Raw genomic sequence first — 17,211 nt, 5'->3', positions numbered from 1 at the left:
GCCGATGCTGCGCGCCACCCTCAAGAGTCTGCTGGCCCGCAAGGTCCGGCTGGTGCTCTCCATGCTGGCGGTCGTCGCCGGGGNGAGCTTCGTGACCGGGACCCTGGTCCTGACCGACACCCTCAACCGGACGTTCGACACCCTCTTCGCCGACATCAACAAGAACGTCAGCGTCGCCGTGCGCTCGGTCAACGCGATCGACCCGACGAGCGACGTCGGCCGCCCTCCGCTGCCGGCCTCGCTCGTCTCCACCGCCGCCGGAGTGGACGGGGTGCGGGTGGCGGTCGGCAAGGTCAACGGCCAGGCCGTCCTCGTCAACCCGGCCACCGGCAAGCCCTCGAACACCAACGGTGCGCCGGGGATCGGTATCAACTGGACCGGGGGTCAGCCCACCTCGGCGGAGGAGATCGCCGAGGGTCGCCCGCCCGGCCCCGGAGAGATCGTCGTCGACCGGGCGACCGCGAAGAAGCTCCANCTGTCGCTCGGGGCAAAGATCTCGGTGCAGACCAAGGGTCCGCCCGCGCGGTACACCCTGGTCGGCACCTTCCGGATCGGCGGTCAGGACAGTCTCGGGGGCGCCGCCGTCACCGCGTTCGACACCGCCACCGCCCAGCGGGTCCTGCTCGCGCCCGACCGGTTCAGCGCGATCCACCTGGCCGCCGGGCCCGGCCTGACCCAGGAGGAGCTGCGGGCCCGGGTCGCCGCCGCACTCCCACCGGGTGTCGAGGCGATCACCGGCAGGCAGTTGGCGGACGAGAGCGCCAGCGCTGTGCAGAACGCCGTCAGCGGCTTCTCCACCTTTCTGCTGATCTTCGCCGCCATCTCGGTCTTCGTTGGCGCCTTCATCATCTTCAACACCTTCACGATGCTCGTCGCCCAACGGGTGCGGGAGCTGGCCCTGCTGCGAGCAATCGGGGCGAGCAAACGTCAAGTCCAGGTGTCCCTGCAGGTCGAAGCGGCACTGGTCGGCTTCGCCGGGGCCACTGTCGGCCTGGTGTCCGGCGCGGGGCTCGCGCTGCTGCTGCGCGTCGCCGTCGGTGTGTTCGGCGTGGCGCTGCCCAGCGGTGCGCTGGTCTTCCGCCCCCGCACCGTCGTGATCGCCTACGCCGTCGGCGTGCTCATCACCGCCGCGGCGGCGTTCGTGCCGGCCCGCAAGGCCGCGTCGGTGCCACCGATCGCGGCGATGCGGGAGACCTACGTGCTGCCGACCCGCTCGCTGCGCTCCCGGGCGATCGCCGGGTCGGTGCTCACCGCGCTCGGCATCGTCCTGCTGATCCTCGGCACCGCCTCGGCGGGCAAGCCGGGAGCCACCGCCGTCGGGGTGGGCGCGGCGGGGATCTTCCTCGGCGTCGCCACCCTCTCACCGCTGCTGTCCGGACCGATCACCCGGGTCCTCGGCGCACCGTTGGCGAGGATGTTCGGGGCCACCGGCCGACTCGGCCGGGAGAACGCGATGCGCAACCCGCGCCGGACCGCCTCCACCGCCTCCGCGTTGATGATCGGACTCGCCCTGGTCAGCGCCTTCTCCGTGCTCGGACAGTCGATCAAGGAGTCGGTGCGGGAGACGGTGTCGAACAGCCTCGGTGCCGACTTCTACCTGACCCCGCAGAACTTCGGGCAGGGATTCAGCGGTGAGGTGGCTCGCGAGCTGGCCGGCAAGCCCGGCATCGAGATCGCCACGGGTCTTCGGGGCGGCCTGGTGAAGATCTCCGGGCAGAGCTCCCAGGTGCTNGCCGGCGACCCAGCGGGCCTGGTCAAGATGCTGGCCATCAAGGAGGTGACCGGTGACGTCCACGCCCTCGGCGACGGCACGATCCTGGCCGAGGACTCCACCGCCGCGGACCACCAGCTACGGGTGGGGCAGAAGGTCCCGGTCACCTTCGCCGACGGCCGCGCGGAGCTGACTCTGGTGGGCACCTACAAGAAGAGCCAGGTGGCCGGCAAGTGGATCATCTCCACGAGCGAGTTCGCCCGGCACTCCACCGATGACCTCGACCTGTTCGTCCTGGTGAAGAGGGCGAGCGGGGCGGACCCGGCGATGGTCCGGGCCGAGATCGCCACGGTGGTCAAGTCGTTCGCCACGGTGGAGGTCCGGGACCAGTCCGAGTTCGTCGCACAGCAGGAGAAGCAGGTCGACCAGCTGCTCGGGTTCATCTACGTGCTGCTGGCCCTGGCGGTCATCATCGCACTGTTCGGTATCGTCAACACCCTGGCGCTCTCGGTAATCGAACGGACCCGGGAGATCGGTCTGCTGCGTGCGGTCGGCATGACGCGGTCGCAGATGAGGCTGATGGTCATCCTTGAATCAGTGATCATCTCGGTCTTCGGAGCCGTGCTGGGCGTCGTCGTCGGGAGCATCTTCGGCTGGGCGCTGACGAAGGCGCTGGCCTCCCTGGGAATCAGCACGTTCGCCTACCCGGTACGGACGATCCTGCTCGTGGTCCTCACCGGGGCGATCCTCGGCGTGCTCGCCGCTGTCTTCCCCGCCCGGCGCGCCGCTCGCATGGACGTCCTGCGCGCCATCTCCGCCGTCTGACCCACCCAACCCCACACCCCCTCCGACGCCGTTCGGGGGACCTACGCCCGGTCTTCGCCCCCAAAACCGTGCCTTACTCCCCCAAGCTCGTATCCAGGGCGGCTGGGGCGAAGGGACGGGCTGAGGCGGGGGGTGGTGAGGGACTCCATAAGGTCCGGGGTGACGTCGTGCAGGCTCGCCAGGAGCGCCGCAAGCCCGGCGGGCACCGGCTCGCCGCGAGCCGCGACGCCCGAGGCCTCCAAGGCCCCCGAAGCCTCCAAGGCCCCCGAAGCGGTCAGGTCGAGCAGATCCGGCATGGACGGGATCATGATGGTCGCGCACCCGGCCGCCACCCCGGCGCGCGCTCCCGACGGGCTGTCCTCCAAGACGACGCAGCGAACCGGGTCGACGCCGAGCACCCGGGCGGCGGTCAGGTAGGGCTCCGGGTCCGGCTTGCGGCGAGTGACCTCATCGCCGGCGACCGTCACGGCGAAGAACTCGTCACCGACGACGTGCAGCACCGGCTCCATCAGGTCGCGGAAGGACGAGGAGACCAGCGNGGTCGGGACNCCCGCCGCTCGCAGCGCGACGAGCAGCTCCACCGCCCCGGGCTGCGGGACGATCGCACCGGGCTCGCGGAACAGCTCGGCGGAGCGGCGCAGCAGGAACTCCGCCGTCGGCGCCACGTCGGACGCCGGCCGGCCGAGCATCGACACCATGAGCGGCACGGCGGTGTCGATGCCGTGGCCGATCATGGCTCGTTTCATCGCCGGGGNGAACTCGCCGCCCAGCCGCGCCGCCGCCTCGTGCTCGGCGATGGTCCAAATCGGCTCGGTGTCAACGAGCAGGCCATCCATGTCNAANAAAACCGCCGCAAGGCTCCCCACGTCCACTCCTAGCTCAGGTAGCTCGGTAGCTCAGGGTCGTCCGGCCGCACGGTGCCCGGTTGACCGCACGGTGCCTACGTGGCCGCGAAGTACTTCGCCTCCGGGTGGCACAGGATGATCGCCGAGGTGGACTGCTCCGGCACGAGCTGGAACTCCTCGGCGCGCGACGGGCCGTCGCCGTCCTCGAAATTCACCGAGTCGAGGCAGAGGCTGGCCGCCTGCAACAGGGGGCCCATGGCGCCGTCGGCCACCAGCACACGCTCGGTCAGGACGGACACCAGATCACCGCGCACTGGCCAAGAGTACCGGGACGGGTTTCTCCTACCACCGGTACGGTTTACCCTCCCGTCCGGACGCCTCCGAGGATGTCGGCCACGGGCACGACGGTGATCACGGTACGGTGATCACAGCATGGTGATGATTGCGGGGTGGGAATGCCGGACGCGTCCCGGCGGGTTGCCCACGGCACGGTCGCGGGTGGCACGGTCGCGGGTGGCACGGTCGCGGATGGCACGGTCGGGGTGGCACAGCTGCGGGAACGGAGGCGTGACGTCGGACCGCGCGGGTGTGCTCGGCGCGGCGGTCCGCACAAACACGGGCTGGGGCACGCCGGTCCGGCGGCGGCCCTGGGCCGGGCCGTTCGCATTCCCGCGACGGCGGGTATCCGTTCAGAGCCGATACGGTGCAGCCACCGCATCGATCCGGAATGGATGTCCGATCCGCCCGGGTCTAGCGCCATCGAGAGACCGAGGAAAGGCGTTCCCACGAGAACATCGGCAGACTGGACCAGCGTAGGTNCCCCGTGGACGACCAGTGGTCGTCCGCGGGTCACCGGCTCACGGGCCATAAGGGAGGCTGACGTCACGCATGTCGGCTCTGGGCAGGAGTCGTCTCCGTGAGGACGTACCGTTGCACTGTCACGGGGGCAGTGGGCCGCCGCGGGGCGGCAGGAGGTGGTAGGTGATCGAGTTCTCCGGCGTCGGTCAACTACGGTCGCCGGTCGTAGTAGCCGCCTTCGAAGGGTGGAACGACGCGGCCGATGCCTCGTCCGCCGCCGTCGAGCATCTGGAGACCGCCTTCAAGGCCCGTGTCATCGGTGCTATCGACCCCGACGACTACTACGACTTCCAGGTGAACCGACCGACGGTGAGCGGGACCGACGGGGCCTCCCGGAAGATCTCGTGGCCGACCACCCGCCTGTCGGTGGCGCGGCCGCCGAAGTCCGAGACGGACCTGGTGCTGATCCGCGGGCTGGAACCGAACATGCGCTGGCGTGGGTTCACCGACGAGCTGATCGAGGCCGTCCACGCCCTCGGCAGCGACATGGTGATCTCCCTCGGGGCGCTGCTCGCTGACTCGCCGCACACCCGGCCGGTCCCGATCAGCGGAACCGCCGGGGACGCGGCGACGGCTGCCCGACTCGGGCTGGAGCCGTCCCGTTATGAGGGGCCGACCGGCATCGTCGGCGTCTTCGGGGAGGCATGCGCACGGGCCGAGCTCGCCTCGGTGTCGTTCTGGGCGGCGGTGCCGCACTACGTGGCTAACCCGCCCTGTCCCAAGGCGACCCTCGCGCTGCTGCGCCGAGTGGAGGACCTGCTGGACATCGAGATCCCGCTGGGTGATCTTCCCGAGCGGGCGAAGGCGTGGGAACGGCAGGTGGACGAGCTCGCCGCCGGGGACACCGAGGTCGCCGAGTACGTCCGTTCGCTGGAGTCACGCGAGCCCGAGACGGCGCTGCCCGAGGCCAGTGGGGACGCAATCGCCCGGGAGTTCGAACGGTACCTGCGCCGTCGCGGCCAGTAAAGGCCGGTAAGAGAGCCGGCCCGGTAGAAGAATCGGTAGAAGAAGGAAAGGGGGCGAGGGTACGCCCGGGCCGGGAGCCCAGGGCGCACCCCGCACCTCCACCGGGCCACCCTTCTCCTCGACGATCTCGCTACTCCTCGACGATCTCGGCGTCGATGATGTCCTCGTCGGCGCCACGGCGGAACGGCACGTTCGCCGAGTTCGTGACCGGTTCGCGCGGAGTGGGCGGGGTGTGGGATTCCGCGTCCGCGACGTCGGCCTGACGATGCCGGCCCGGGGAACGCCGCCCCGGGCCGGCGACGCGACCGGTCGCCCACGCGGTCTCGGAAAGATCCGACGCTCCCGCACCGCCCGCGGGGACCGCACCGCCCGCGGGAAAACCGGCAGGACCGGCTCCGCCCGGCGTCCCAGACGTGCCCGACGTCGTCGGCGCGGCCGCACCCGCCCGGGCCAGGTCGGTGACCGCCCGGTCCACCTCGTCGGAGGCCAGGACCCCCCGCAGGCGCAGCATCGCGCCGATGATCTCACCCTGCTGGTGACGCAGCGCCTCGAGCGAGGCGGTGCACCGGGCGATCTCCACCTCCAGCTCGGCATGCCGCTCCCGGGCGAGCCGGCGGCTCTCCTCCACGGCGTCGAGGAGGAGCTTCTCGGCCTGTTCCCGAGCCTCCCGCACGATCGGGTGGTTCGCCCCGGCGTCCTCGATCACCTCTTCCAGCGCCGCCTCCGCGATCTGGCGGGCGCCCGTGACGATCTCCTCGGCCTCCTGCTGGGCGATGGTCAGCATCTGGCCGATCCGACCGCCGGCCTGCGCGGCCAGGCCCTCGACGCCCATGTTCGCGCTGCGGGCCCGCTCGTGCTTCAGGGCGCTTTCGGCCGCGGCCGCGCGCGAGGTCACCTGGCTGGCGTAACGCCACAGCGTGGCCAGGTAGTCGTCGACCTGATGAGGGTCGTAGCCATGCGCGACCTCGTCGAAGGCGGGCCGTTCGGTCGCTGCCCCGGGATCCACCCGGCGATGGTGAGCTCCCATCCTCAGCTCCCTCTGGGTCTGACGGGTTCAAGGTCTACGCCCAGCAGTGTGTCAACGAGGCGCCGCACGAGTGCGGGCGCCTCCCCCCAGGCGGGCACGTCACCGCCAGAACCGCGAACCGGACCCCCCTGATGGGTGGGATCCGGGCCCGCACCGGCGGAGCCGCCCGCATCAGCGAGCGCGGCGCCGACCCAGGCGTCCACCGCGGCGACGGCACCCGGGGCGTCGAGGTCGTCGGCGAGCCGCTCACGCACGGCGGCGAGCAGTCCCATGGCGTCAGGCCCGGTGGGCAGGGCGACGGCGGCCCGCCACCGGTTCATCCGGTCCACGGCGTCGTCGAGCAGGCCCGGCGTCCACTCCCAGTCCTCGGTGTGCCGATGATCGAGCAGGGCCAGCCGCAGGGCCGCCGGATCCACCCCGGCCCGGCGCAGCCGGGAGACGAACTCCAGGTTGCCCCGCGACTTCGACATCTTGTGGCCGTCGAGGCTCACCATCGCGGTGTGCACGTAGCTGCGGGCGAACGGCCGGATGCCGGCGGCGACCTCGGCGTGCGCCGCGCTGCACTCGTGGTGCGGAAAGCTCAGGTCGGTTCCGCCNCCCTGGATGTCGATGACCCCGCCGAGATAGTGGCGGGCGATGGCGGNGCACTCGATGTGCCAGCCGGGCCGGCCGGGGCCGAACGGCGAGGGCCAGGACGGCTCGCCGGGGCGGTGGGCGCGCCACAGCAGCGGATCGAGGGGGTCCTTCTTGCCGGTCCGGCGCGGGTCACCCCCGCGCTCGGCGCAGATCGCCAGCATCTCGGCCCGGCTGAGATGCGAGATCTCCCCGAAGGCGGGTGCGGTGGCGATCGAGAAGTACAGGTCGTCGTCGACCTGGTAGGCCGCGCCCCGGTCGACGAGCTCCACCACCATGTCGACGATCATCGGGATGGCCTCGACCNCCCCGACGTAGGCGTCCGGCGCCAACATCCGCAGCGCGGTCATGTCCTCGCGGAACAGGTCGATCTCCCGGTCGGCGAGGGCCCGCCAGTCCAGCCCGTCACGGGTGGCTCGCTCAAGCAACGGGTCATCGACATCCGTTACGTTCTGTACATAGTGGACGTGATGCCCGGCGTCTCGCAGCACACGCTGCGCGAGGTCGTAGGTGAGGTAGGTGAAGGCATGCCCCAGATGCGTCGCATCATAGGGCGTGATGCCACACACATACAGCCTTGCGGTGACGGCCGGCGCCAACTCGCGTACGCTCGACGTGGCCGTATCGAAGATCCTCAGTGGCTTCCCGTGACCGGGAAGAGAACGTATCGGAGGAGATGGCCACGCCTGCATGCGTGTCAGAGTAACCGCGAACCGACTCTCCGGCGGGCACAAGGAGAGTAACCGCAGCGTAGCCGACAGCATCCCAAGCCGATCCACCTCGGGTCACCGACGGTGACATCCCATGTTCTCCCGCACCTGTATCCGCACCGGTGACCCGCCCAGAACCGGAACCCGCTCAGAACCGGAACCCGCTCAGAACCGGAACCCGCTCAGAACGGCGGCCAGGGGATCGCCGGCCAGTCCCCCGAGGGCAACGGGAACCGGCCCTCGGCCAGAAGCCCGTCGACCCGCACGGTGAGGGCGTCGACCTCGGTGACCGTGAGCAGCTCCTCGAGCCGGTCCCGGAAGGGGCCCGCGAGCGCCTCACGCAGGTCGTCGAGCAAGGCGGTCTCCTCGGCGTCGAGCCGCCTTCCCCGCCAGGTCCACAGCAGGGTGCGCAGCTTGCCGTCCGTGTGGAAGGTCACACCGTGATCGATGCCGTGAATCCGGCCGGAGGGCGCCGGCAGCAGGTGCCCACCCTTGCGGTCGGCGTTGTTGATGACGACGTCGAACAGGGCGATCCGGCGCAGCTGGGAGTCGTCGGACCGGGTCAGCGCCACCAGGTCCACGGTGACGTCGGTGTCGATCCACAGCTGCACCATGCCCTCGCCGAACGGGCCGTCACGCAGAATGGTGGGCGGGACGATGCCAAGCCCGAGCTGCTCGGAGACCTCGTAGGCGGCCAGCTCGCGGGCGGCGAGGGTGCCGTCCGGGAAGTCCCACAGGGCGCGTTCGCCGCGGACCGGCTTGTAGACGCAGCGGCCGGTCACCCCGTCGGCGCAGATGTCGCAGCAGAGCGTCGTGTTGCTCGCGTCGACCAGCCGGGCGGTGATCTCGAGGTCACCGCGGCGAAGGAGGTCGAGGGCGGCGGGGGCGTCGAGGCCACCCCCGTCGATCGGATGCAGTGGCGGTCGCCACCCCNGAGNGGAACTCGCCGCGGAGACGCCCATCACCTCAGTCTGTCCGGTCCGGCAGGGTGATGTCACCGGACCGGACGGTGAGCGACATCTCTCCCACACCGTCCGGCCTACCGGACCACACCGCTATCACGAACCGCACCGCTACCACGAACCGCACCGCTACCACGAACCGCACCGCTACCACGAACCGCACCGCTACCACGAACCGCACCGCTACCACGAACCGCGCACCCGCGGCGGGCGGGCCCGGCGCCCCTCGCCGGCCGCATCAACGCAGATGACCGTTCTGGCGCGGGCAGACGTGACCGTCGTCCAACGGCTGCCCGCACAACGGGCAGGAGGGCCGGCCCGCGGCCAGGACCCGCGCCGCGCGCTGCACGAACGAGCGCGCCTGCTCGGACCCCAGCAGGACCCGGACGGCGTCCGGCCCGTCGGGATCGTCGGAGAATCCGACGATCGAGTCGGCCAGGCCCGTCGCCTGCGCCTCGATGACGACCCGTCCGCCACGCGGATCCCAGCCGAGCGCGATCGTCGCGGCCTGGAACTCCTCGTCGATCGGCAGATCGAGCGGGGACAGGTCGGGGTCGGCCGGGGCGGGCTCGGGCGCCGGCGTCGCGCCGCGGCGGCCCAACTCGTCGAGCAGCTCGGTCAGCTGTTCGGCAAGCAATGCGACCTGTGCCTTCTCCACCGCGACGGTGACGACCCGCGCCCCGTCGCGGGCCTGCAGGTAGAACGATCGGGCGCCGGGAAGGCCTACGGTGCCCACAACGAACCGCTGCGGCGGGTCGAAGATGTGTATCCGGCGCGGCATGCCCGATCAGCCCGTTCCNCCNCCNGCGCTGGGNCGGAAACCGCCGGCACCGCCACCGATCACCTCGTCCACGTCGAGCCCGCTGGACCCCGGCGACTCCGGCGGCTCCGGCGACTTCCGGGACCCGGGAGACGACGCCGCGGCGTCGGCGGCCCCGGCGGAGCCCTCTGCCCGGGGTAGCGGCGGTGGGAGGAGCTCGACGACGTCCCCGCCGGTGTCGTTGATGCGCCGGACGAAGGGGCGGCGCTCGTTGTAGCGGATCACGGTCAGGGAACAGGGATCGACGGTGATCCGGTGGTACATGTCCAGATGCATGCCCAGGGCGTCGGCGACCACCGTGCGGATCACGTCGCCGTGCGAGCACAGCAACCAGGTGGCGTCCGGGCCCAGCCGCTCGTTCCACTCCCGCACGGCGCTCACCCCACGGGCCTGCGTGTCCCGTAGTGCCTCACCCTCGGGACCGGGGAAGACGACCGCGCTGGGATGGCTCTGCACCACCGCCCAGAGCGGATCCTTCGCCAGGGTCGCCAGTTCCTGCCCGGTCCAGTCACCGTACCGGCACTCACCGAGCCGCTCGTCGATCTCGACCTGCCGCGGACCGCCCGGGCTGGCCTCGCTGACCGGACGGCGTCCGGCGATCGCCGCGGCCGTCTGGCGGCAGCGGTCGAGCGGGCTGCTGACGATCGCCGCCAGCGGGATGTCCGCGAGGCGTCGCGCCAGGTCCGACGCCTGGCGGCGGCCACGGTCGTCCAACCCCACGCCGGGCGTCCAACCAAGCAGGATCTTGCCGGTCACGGCGGTCAGGCCGTGGCGGACCAGCAGGACTGTGGTCAACCGGTCCGTCCCTTCTGTTGCTGACGCTCACTGTCTCCGCCGGGCCGGACGCACGGGTGGGCCCGGACGCACGGGTGGGCCCGGACGCGCATCGGTCGGAACACGCGACATCGCCTTCCTACAGCCATGCCGCCACAGCGCCGTCCCGGATACCACGCTACCCAGCGGGCTACAACAGCGGCGGAACGGTTCGTCGTTACGCTTCCCGGCATGCCGGACGAGTACACGACCGCTTCCACCACGGAGCCCGACGCGGTCGGCCCGCAGGCACGAGCGGACCCGCAGCCAGCGGACCCCGAGGAGGTCTTCGCCGCGTTCTGCGGGGCGGGGCTGTGGCCGGGGCTGGGCCGCACGACGGCCGGCCGGCTGCCCGCGGCCGGGATCACCCGGCCCGACCACGTCGACGTCGGCCGGTTGGGCACCGTCGAGGGGGTCACCGGGCCGCGGGCCCGGCGGCTCGCCGACAGCTTCCGCGCCGTGGCGGGCACGTACGCGGTCGTCGAACTGCTCGTCGCCGCGGATCTTCCGGCCCGGCTCGCGCGCGGGGTGACCGACCTGCTGGGACCCGCGTCCGCCGACCTCCTGCGGGCCGATCCGTGGATGCTGCTGACCGCCGCCGACACCGAGATCGCCCAGGCCGACCGGTTCGCCCGCCGCCGCGGTCTGCAGCGCGACGATCCGCGCCGGGGCCCGGCGGTACTCACCCATCTGCTCGGCCGGGCCGCCTCCCGGGCCGGGGACACCGCGGGCCCCGTGCAGGCGGTGCTGCGTGCCGCCGCGCGCGAGGGGGTGGCCGATCCGAGCGCGGCGCTGACCGTGGCGCTCGACGACGGGCGGATCATCACCGTCGGCGACCGGATCGCGCTGGAGCGGTACGCGATGGCCGAGCAGTCCGTCGCGGACGGCATCGAACGGCTGACGGCGACCGCCGAGCCGCTGCGCGCGGGCGCCCCCAGAGCCCGCCGCCGACCCGATGACGGGCCTGGGTACGACGGGCCTGGGTACGACGGGTTGGGATCCGTCGACGACGACGANCNGGNGGGGNGGGCCGTGTCCGCATGGGCCGCCACCGCCCCNCCTCCTACGGCGCTGACGTTCGACGACGACAAGGATGACGACAAGGACGGGGGGGACGAGAGCCCCCTCGGCGCCGATGGCACCGAGGGGGACACGAACCGGGACGCCGCCGCGGCGGGCCGCGGCGGACCCGCAAACGACGGCGGACCGGCAAACGACGAGGTGGTGACCGGGCTGGACGAGCTCCAGCTCGCGGCGGCGCGCGCCGCGCTGGAGTCCGGCGTCAGTGTGCTCACCGGTGGGCCGGGAACGGGCAAGAGCCGCACGGTCGCGGCCGTCGTACGACTGGCCTGGGCGGCCGAGGCGGTCGTCGCACTGGCCGCGCCGACCGGACGGGCTGCCAAACGCCTCGAGGAGCTGTGCGGGGCGCCGGCGAGCACCCTGCACCGGCTGTTGCAGGCCCAGGGGCGCGGCAGCGGGTTCGCGCGCGGCGAGCNCAACCCGATCGACGCCGACCTCGTCGTCGTCGACGAGGCGTCGATGCTCGACGCGGAGCTCGCCGCCGCGCTGCTCGACGCCTGCGCGGACGGCACGCACCTGATGTTCGTCGGGGACCCGGCCCAGCTGCCGAGCATCGGACCGGGGCAGATCCTCGCCGACCTGCTCGAGTCCGGTGAGGTCCCGGTGACCGAGCTGCGGCGGCTGTACCGACAGGCTGACGGCGGCGCCATCGCGACGATGGCCGCCGCGGTACGCGGCGGGGAGCTGCCGCCGCCGGGGCCTGGCCGGGAGGTCGTGGTGGTGCCGTCCGGCAGCTCCGGCGAGGCTGCGCATCGCACCGTCCAGCTCGTCACCAACTCCATCCCCCGCGCGCTCGGCATTCCCGTCGCGGACATCCAGGTCGTGACCCCGGTGCACGCCGGTCCGGCAGGCACCACGGCGCTCAACACCGCGTTGAAGGGCACGCTGAACCCGGGCGGCGGCGCCGTCTCCGGGTTCGACATCGGGGACCGTGTGGTGGCCACGGCGAACCATATCGACGTCGGGTTCGCCAACGGCGAAATCGGCACCGTCGTCGCGCTGGGCGAACGCGGTGCGCTGCGGGTCGCGTTTCCCGGCGGCGTCGTCGAGGTGCCCGCCGGTGTCCTCGGTGATCTGCGGCACGGCTGGGCGGTGACGGTGCACCGCGCGCAGGGCAGCGAGTGGCCCGCCGTCGTCGCCGTGTTCCCGCCGGAGGCCGGCCGGATGCTCACCCGTCCGCTGATCTACACGGCGCTGACCCGGGCGCAGGCCCACCTGTCGATTGTGGCCGTGAACGGCCCGGCCATCCGCAACGCCGTGCGGAGCTCGGGCGGACGGCGCCGCACGACGCTGCTCCCGGCTCTGCTCGCCGGGCAGACCGCCGGCGGCTTCGACGATCCCGACGAAGATCCCGACGAAGATCCCGACGGGGGGCCGGACGGCAGGCCCGATGGCGGATCCGACGCGCGGCGGGCGGGCGGCGCGACCGCTGGGGAGGCAGCCCGCGTACGGGACGGCGACGAACGGATGACAGTCTGAAGTGTCGGGGCGTACATCCCCGCCAGCAGGCGACTGCGGCCACCCGACGGAAGGCGGTTCTCTGACAGGAGGCAAGATCGTGGCAGACGAGGGGGCATGGTGAACGTAGACGCATCCGGGAGTCCAACCGTCGGCCAGGACACCGGATCCGGGCCGGCGGTGCTCTCGGGTCCCCGCCGCCCCCAGGCGCCGGTGGACGTGACCGCGACCGCGGTCGTGGCCACAGCCGCGAACAGCGCCACAGCCGCGAACAGCGCCACAGCCGCGAACAGCGCCACAGCCGCGAACAGCGCCACAGCCGATGTCACGACCGGGACGGTCATCACGCCCGGGACCGCGCGCACGACCACCGCCGTGGCGCGGATCGCGGCGGCCAGCCCGCAGCTGCTGGTAGTCGCTGTCATACTCGCCGTTGCCGCCGGCGCGCTGATGCGGTTCGCCACCCCCAGCCATCTGTGGCTCGACGAGTCGTTGACGGTCGCCATCGCCTCGCGCCCCGTCCCACAGCTGCTCGACGCGCTGCGGCACGACGGCTCACCGCCGCTGTACTACCTGCTGCTGCACGCCTGGATCGCGGTGTTCGGCGACGGGGACGTCGCCGTCCGGGCGTTGTCCGGGGTGCTGTCGCTGGCGACGCTGCCGGCGGCGTGGCTGGCCGGACGGCGGGTGGGCCGGACGGCCTTCCAGGCCGGCAACGGTGGCCGCGACGCCGACGCCTGGGTGGGCTTGGCGACCCTGCTGATGTTCGCCTGCTCTCCCTACGCGATCCGCTACGGCAGCGAGACGCGGATGTACTCGCTGGTCGTCCTGTTGGTGCTGGTGTTCGGGCTCGCGACCGTGCGGGCGCTGGAACGCTCCGAGCCGGCACGGCTGGCGATGCTGACGCTGGCGACCGCCGCCCTCGTCTACACCCACTACTGGACGTTCCTGCTGATCTTCACCGTGGCGGCGTTCATGCTGCTACAGGCCCGGCGGCGACCCCAGTACCGGCAGGTGACCCTGCGGGCCTTCGCCGCGATGGCGGCTTCCGCCGTGCTGTTCGCGCCGTGGATGCCGTCGTTCCTGTTCCAGATGCTGCACACCGGAACGCCCTGGGCGCCCAAGGTGCAGGCCCAGGTGCTGCTGGACACGGTCTTCGACTGGGCCGGCCCGACCTCCACCGGTGCGCTGCTCGGCATCGTGCTGCTCGGGGGCGCGCTCATCGGCCTGACCGCGCGTCCGGACGGGCGGGAGCTCGCGGTCAAGGTCTCCGGCCGGGTGCCGGGCCGTTACCTGGCCGCGATCTGGCTGGTCCCCCTCGTCCTGGCCTACTGCGTGAACATGTTCGGCGGCAGCGCATATGCCGAGCGCTACACCGGCATCGCCCTGCCGGCCTGCCTGCTGCTCGCCTCGCTCGGCATCGCCCAACTGCCGGGCCGGCGGGTGCGGGCCGGGGNACTGATCGTCGCCTCGCTCAGCGGCCTGCTCGGCGGGNGGCAGCTCGCCCGGACCGAACGCACCCAGGCCGGGGAGATCGCGGGCCGGATCGTCGCGCTGGCCCGGCCGGGAGACGTGGTCGCCTACTGCCCGGACCAGCTCGGCCCGGCCGTGCACCGGGCAATCGAACGGCACGGCGAAGTCACGGTACGGGAGATCGTGTACGCGGACAGTTCCGGCCCGGCGCTCGTCGACTGGGTCGACTACGCCGACCGGATGAAACGGGCGAACGGCANCAGCTTCGCGGCCGAGGTCAACGAACTGGCCGGCCCCGGCCACGCCGTGCTGCTCGTCCGCGCGGACGGTTACCGGTTCCTGGAGGGCGCCTGCGCCGTGCTGTCCGACCAACTCGCCACGCTGCGCGACCGCACCGTGCAGGTCGAGCGGCGCAACCTGTACGAGGGCGCGTCGCTGGAACGGTTCTCCACGCTGCGCTGACCGCCCGCGCGGGCGGGGTCGTCAACGGCGCGGGCGGGGTCGTCGACGGCGAGGGCCGCGACGGCCAGCACGAGCAGACCCATCGGCAACGTGTAGTGGTTGAAGAAGGTCTGCTTGTTCATCAGGTTCAGGGTGAGCAGGACCAACGCCGCCCCCAGGCAGAACCCGGTGGCGTCCCCGCGAGCCCGCCAGGCCGCCGTGTAGGCACCGAGGAGGGCGACCGCGGTCGAGCCGAATCCGAGCGTGACCCCGAAATGCGACGCCAGGCCCGGCAGGGACAGCGAGTGGGCGAGCACCTCGTAGTGGAGGTTCGTCCAGACCGCGTCGTCGAGAAAGTCCCGGGGACCGGCCAGCACCCAGGGGGCAACGAGGAGCGCCGCCGCGGCCGCGGCCGAGGCCGTCCGGCGGGGCCCGAACGCGGGGTAGCCCGCCGCCAGGGGGATCAGCAGCGCGACGTGCTGTTTGGTCGCCAGGGCGAGCGCGAACGTGACGACCGCCACCCGTCCCCGCCCGCTCGTCGACGCCCACACCGTCGCCGCCAGGCACGCCACGAGCAACGGCTCGGTCCAGGACTGCTGCAGGGCGTACATCGACTCGGGGAACACGACGACCAGCAACGGCAGCGCGGCCACCGCCGGCGCCGCGGGTGCCCGTCCCGCGACCGCGCGGATCAGGACCGCCGCCACCGCCAGGGCCAGCAGCAGGCCGTAACGGACGTCACCGAGCAGAAGCCGGAAGGGAGCCAGGAGCACGGACGTGACCGGTAGATAGGGGTAGACGTCGAACAGGCCGTCGACCGGGTACTCGGCCCGGCTCGGCGCCCATTGCTGCCGGTACATGTCGGCCCCGTGCGGCAGGCCGGCCGCGGAGACCTGGAGCAGGTGGAAGACGTCGATGCGGGGCGTCGGCGCGGCGCGGATCGTAGCGACGCCCGCCGCACAGGCCAAGGCCAGGACCAGCCAGAACACCCACGGAGAGGCGAGCACATCGAGCCGGCCCCGGCCCCGGTGGTGCTCCCGGCCGATCCGACGCCCCCGGCCGACGTGGTGCAGCATGACCATGATCGACCCGGCGGCGAGCAGGCCCGCGAGGATCGCGAGCACGTCCGCCGCCGTGGCGAACCGGCCGGCGGCGTAGTAGCGGGGACGGCGCACGAGCGGCGCGACGCCGATCACGACCGCCACGAGCAGCCACGCCCCGAACCACCCGCGCGGGCGCACGGCCACGGCGGTGCCGGCGGTGCTGCTGGTGCCGGCGGTGCTGCTGGTGCCGGCGGTGCTGCTGGTGCCGGCGGTGCTGCTGGTGCCGGCGGTGCTGCTGGTGCCGGCGGTGGCCACGACCGCCAGGACCACCGCCGCGAAACCTACCAGGACACTCGACAGCGCCCAGGCGCCGTACCGACCGTCCTTGGCCGCGATGCCACCGGCCACCGCGCACCAACCGACCAGAATCGCCGGCATCACCCGCCCCGGAGGAACCGGCCCGTCCGGGGGAGGCGAGGTCTGCGGTGCCCGTTGGCCGGGTATCGACAATCCCATGTGCGCACGATGCCAGAGCCCCACCCGATCAGGCGGCGCGGAGGCGCGTTATGGGAATAGGGCNGACGTATAACGGATCATCGCATCGTGTCGGGGCGAGGGGGTGCGGACAGGTCGAGGGGGTGCGGACGGGTCTCCGCTCGCGCCATGCAACACTTGCGACCCAGGACCGGTCCCAGGGGCCCGGCGTCCCGGTGGCGCGATGCCCGGTGTCCGTCCACCCGAGTGACCATGAGTGTGTGTTGAGGAGAGGTCCGGCACAGTGACCGAAAAGCCAGAGGTAGTCGTCATCGGAGCCGGACCGGCAGGTCTGACCGCCGGTTGGGAGCTGGTGAAACGGGACGTCCCCGTGACGATTATCGAGGGTGACTCGGTCGTCGGCGGAATCAGCCGTACGGCCCAGCGTGAAGGTTGGCGTTTCGACATCGGCGGCCACCGCTTCTTCACCAAGGTTCCCGAGGTCGAAAAGCTCTGGCACGAAATCCTGCCGGACGAGGACTTCCTGCTGCGCCCCCGATCGAGCCGCATCTACTACAACGGGAAGTTCTTCGACTACCCACTCAAGGCGGGAAACGCGCTCGGCGGGCTTGGCCTGGTCGAGGCGGCGCGCTGCATCGCCTCCTACGCCGCGGCCCGGATCCGGCCGCCGCAGGACCAGAGCAACTACGAGAACTGGCTGGTGGCCCGTTTCGGCTGGCGGCTCTACCGCACCTTCTTCAAGACCTACACCGAGAAACTGTGGGGCGTTCCGGTGAGCGAGATGCCCTCGGACTGGGCCGCGCAGCGCATCAAGAGCCTGTCCATGATGAACGCGATCGTGAACGCGGTCCTACCGAAGCGGAACCAGAAGGAGATCACCTCCCTCATCGAGGAGTTCCAGTACCCCAAGTACGGGCCCGGAATGATGTGGGAGACCGCCACCGACAAGATCATTAAGCAGGGTGGCCGGGTGGTCTTCGAGGAGAAGGTCCGCAAGATCCACCATGCCGACGGCCGCGCGACCGGCGTCACCACGACCGTGACCGGCGGG

Annotated in this window: 14 protein-coding genes; 5 read left to right on the top strand and 9 right to left on the bottom strand. The window is 71.9% G+C overall.

All coding sequences use genetic code 11. The features are described 5' to 3' along the window. The first annotated feature begins 4 nt into the window (after positions 1-4). A complete protein-coding gene (locus CED_RS10425; protein ID WP_035910195.1) occupies positions 5-2,536 on the top strand; it encodes an ABC transporter permease in 2,532 nt (843 codons plus the stop codon). A 41-nt stretch (positions 2,537-2,577) separates the two neighbouring features. On the opposite strand, the gene CED_RS10420 is transcribed toward CED_RS10425, so the two are convergent. From CED_RS10420 to CED_RS10410, 3 genes are all read right to left on the bottom strand, one after another. Next, complete coding sequence (locus CED_RS10420; RefSeq protein ID WP_369807815.1) at positions 2,578-3,372, bottom strand: HAD family hydrolase; 795 nt, start codon at positions 3,370-3,372, stop codon at positions 2,578-2,580. Between the two features lie 104 nt (positions 3,373-3,476). Next, positions 3,477-3,695: a hypothetical protein gene (locus CED_RS10415; protein WP_023841065.1), complete on the bottom strand. Its 219-nt coding sequence runs from the start codon at positions 3,693-3,695 to the stop codon at positions 3,477-3,479. 111 nt (positions 3,696-3,806) lie between these two features. Then, entirely contained in the window at positions 3,807-3,998 is a 192-nt protein-coding gene (locus CED_RS10410) for a hypothetical protein (RefSeq protein ID WP_055726053.1), read from the bottom strand. 364 nt (positions 3,999-4,362) lie between these two features. Between CED_RS10410 and CED_RS10405 the strand changes: the two genes are divergently transcribed. Beyond that, complete coding sequence (locus tag CED_RS10405; RefSeq protein WP_011437037.1) at positions 4,363-5,205, top strand: PAC2 family protein; 843 nt, start codon at positions 4,363-4,365, stop codon at positions 5,203-5,205. 130 nt (positions 5,206-5,335) lie between these two features. Here the strand turns inward: CED_RS10405 and CED_RS10400 are convergent, their stop codons facing one another. The 6 genes from CED_RS10400 to CED_RS10380 form a co-directional block, all read right to left on the bottom strand. After that, on the bottom strand, positions 5,336-6,232 hold the full coding sequence (locus tag CED_RS10400) for a DivIVA domain-containing protein (protein ID WP_011437038.1): 897 nt from the start codon (positions 6,230-6,232) through the stop codon (positions 5,336-5,338). A gap of 2 nt (positions 6,233-6,234) precedes the next feature. After that, a complete protein-coding gene (mshC, locus tag CED_RS10395; protein WP_035910193.1) occupies positions 6,235-7,557 on the bottom strand; it encodes a cysteine--1-D-myo-inosityl 2-amino-2-deoxy-alpha-D-glucopyranoside ligase in 1,323 nt (440 codons plus the stop codon). A 200-nt stretch (positions 7,558-7,757) separates the two neighbouring features. After that, positions 7,758-8,537, bottom strand: a complete 780-nt coding sequence (locus CED_RS10390; RefSeq protein ID WP_035732445.1) for an SCO1664 family protein — start codon at positions 8,535-8,537, stop codon at positions 7,758-7,760. Between the two features lie 4 nt (positions 8,538-8,541). Next, positions 8,542-8,718: a hypothetical protein gene (locus CED_RS24270; RefSeq protein WP_160172381.1), complete on the bottom strand. Its 177-nt coding sequence runs from the start codon at positions 8,716-8,718 to the stop codon at positions 8,542-8,544. 57 nt (positions 8,719-8,775) lie between these two features. Continuing rightward, positions 8,776-9,318: a DUF3090 domain-containing protein gene (locus tag CED_RS10385; RefSeq protein WP_035910191.1), complete on the bottom strand. Its 543-nt coding sequence runs from the start codon at positions 9,316-9,318 to the stop codon at positions 8,776-8,778. A 6-nt stretch (positions 9,319-9,324) separates the two neighbouring features. Further along, on the bottom strand, positions 9,325-10,152 hold the full coding sequence (locus CED_RS10380) for a histidine phosphatase family protein (RefSeq protein ID WP_011437042.1): 828 nt from the start codon (positions 10,150-10,152) through the stop codon (positions 9,325-9,327). A gap of 210 nt (positions 10,153-10,362) precedes the next feature. On the opposite strand from CED_RS10380, the gene CED_RS10375 reads away from it, so the two are divergent. From CED_RS10375 to CED_RS10365, 3 genes are all read left to right on the top strand, one after another. Continuing rightward, positions 10,363-12,729 carry an AAA family ATPase gene (locus tag CED_RS10375; protein WP_051868753.1) on the top strand — a complete coding sequence of 789 codons (2,367 nt, stop codon included), beginning with the start codon at positions 10,363-10,365 and terminating at the stop codon, positions 12,727-12,729. Positions 12,730-12,825: 96 nt separating this feature from the next. Continuing rightward, a complete protein-coding gene (locus tag CED_RS10370) occupies positions 12,826-14,643 on the top strand; it encodes a glycosyltransferase family 39 protein (protein ID WP_235187013.1) in 1,818 nt (605 codons plus the stop codon). 1,800 nt (positions 14,644-16,443) lie between these two features. Next, positions 16,444-17,211, top strand: a 768-nt coding sequence (locus tag CED_RS10365) for an NAD(P)-binding protein (RefSeq protein ID WP_035910187.1), incomplete at its 3' end; no start/stop codon positions are given.

This window comes from Frankia sp. CeD, assembly GCF_000732115.1.
Taxonomy (GTDB): Bacteria; Actinomycetota; Actinomycetes; order Frankiales; family Frankiaceae; genus Frankia; species Frankia casuarinae.
Note: the sequence above shows the minus strand (reverse complement) of the source record. Positions and strands in the feature narration are given on the sequence as shown.

Excerpts from the sequence above, each read along its gene's own strand:
- CED_RS10400 (WP_011437038.1), bottom strand. The coding sequence starts at position 6,232 with ATGGGAGCTCACCATCGCCGGGTGGATCCCGGGGCAGCGACCGAACGG.
- CED_RS10385 (WP_035910191.1), bottom strand. The coding sequence starts at position 9,318 with ATGCCGCGCCGGATACACATCTTCGACCCGCCGCAGCGGTTCGTTGTG.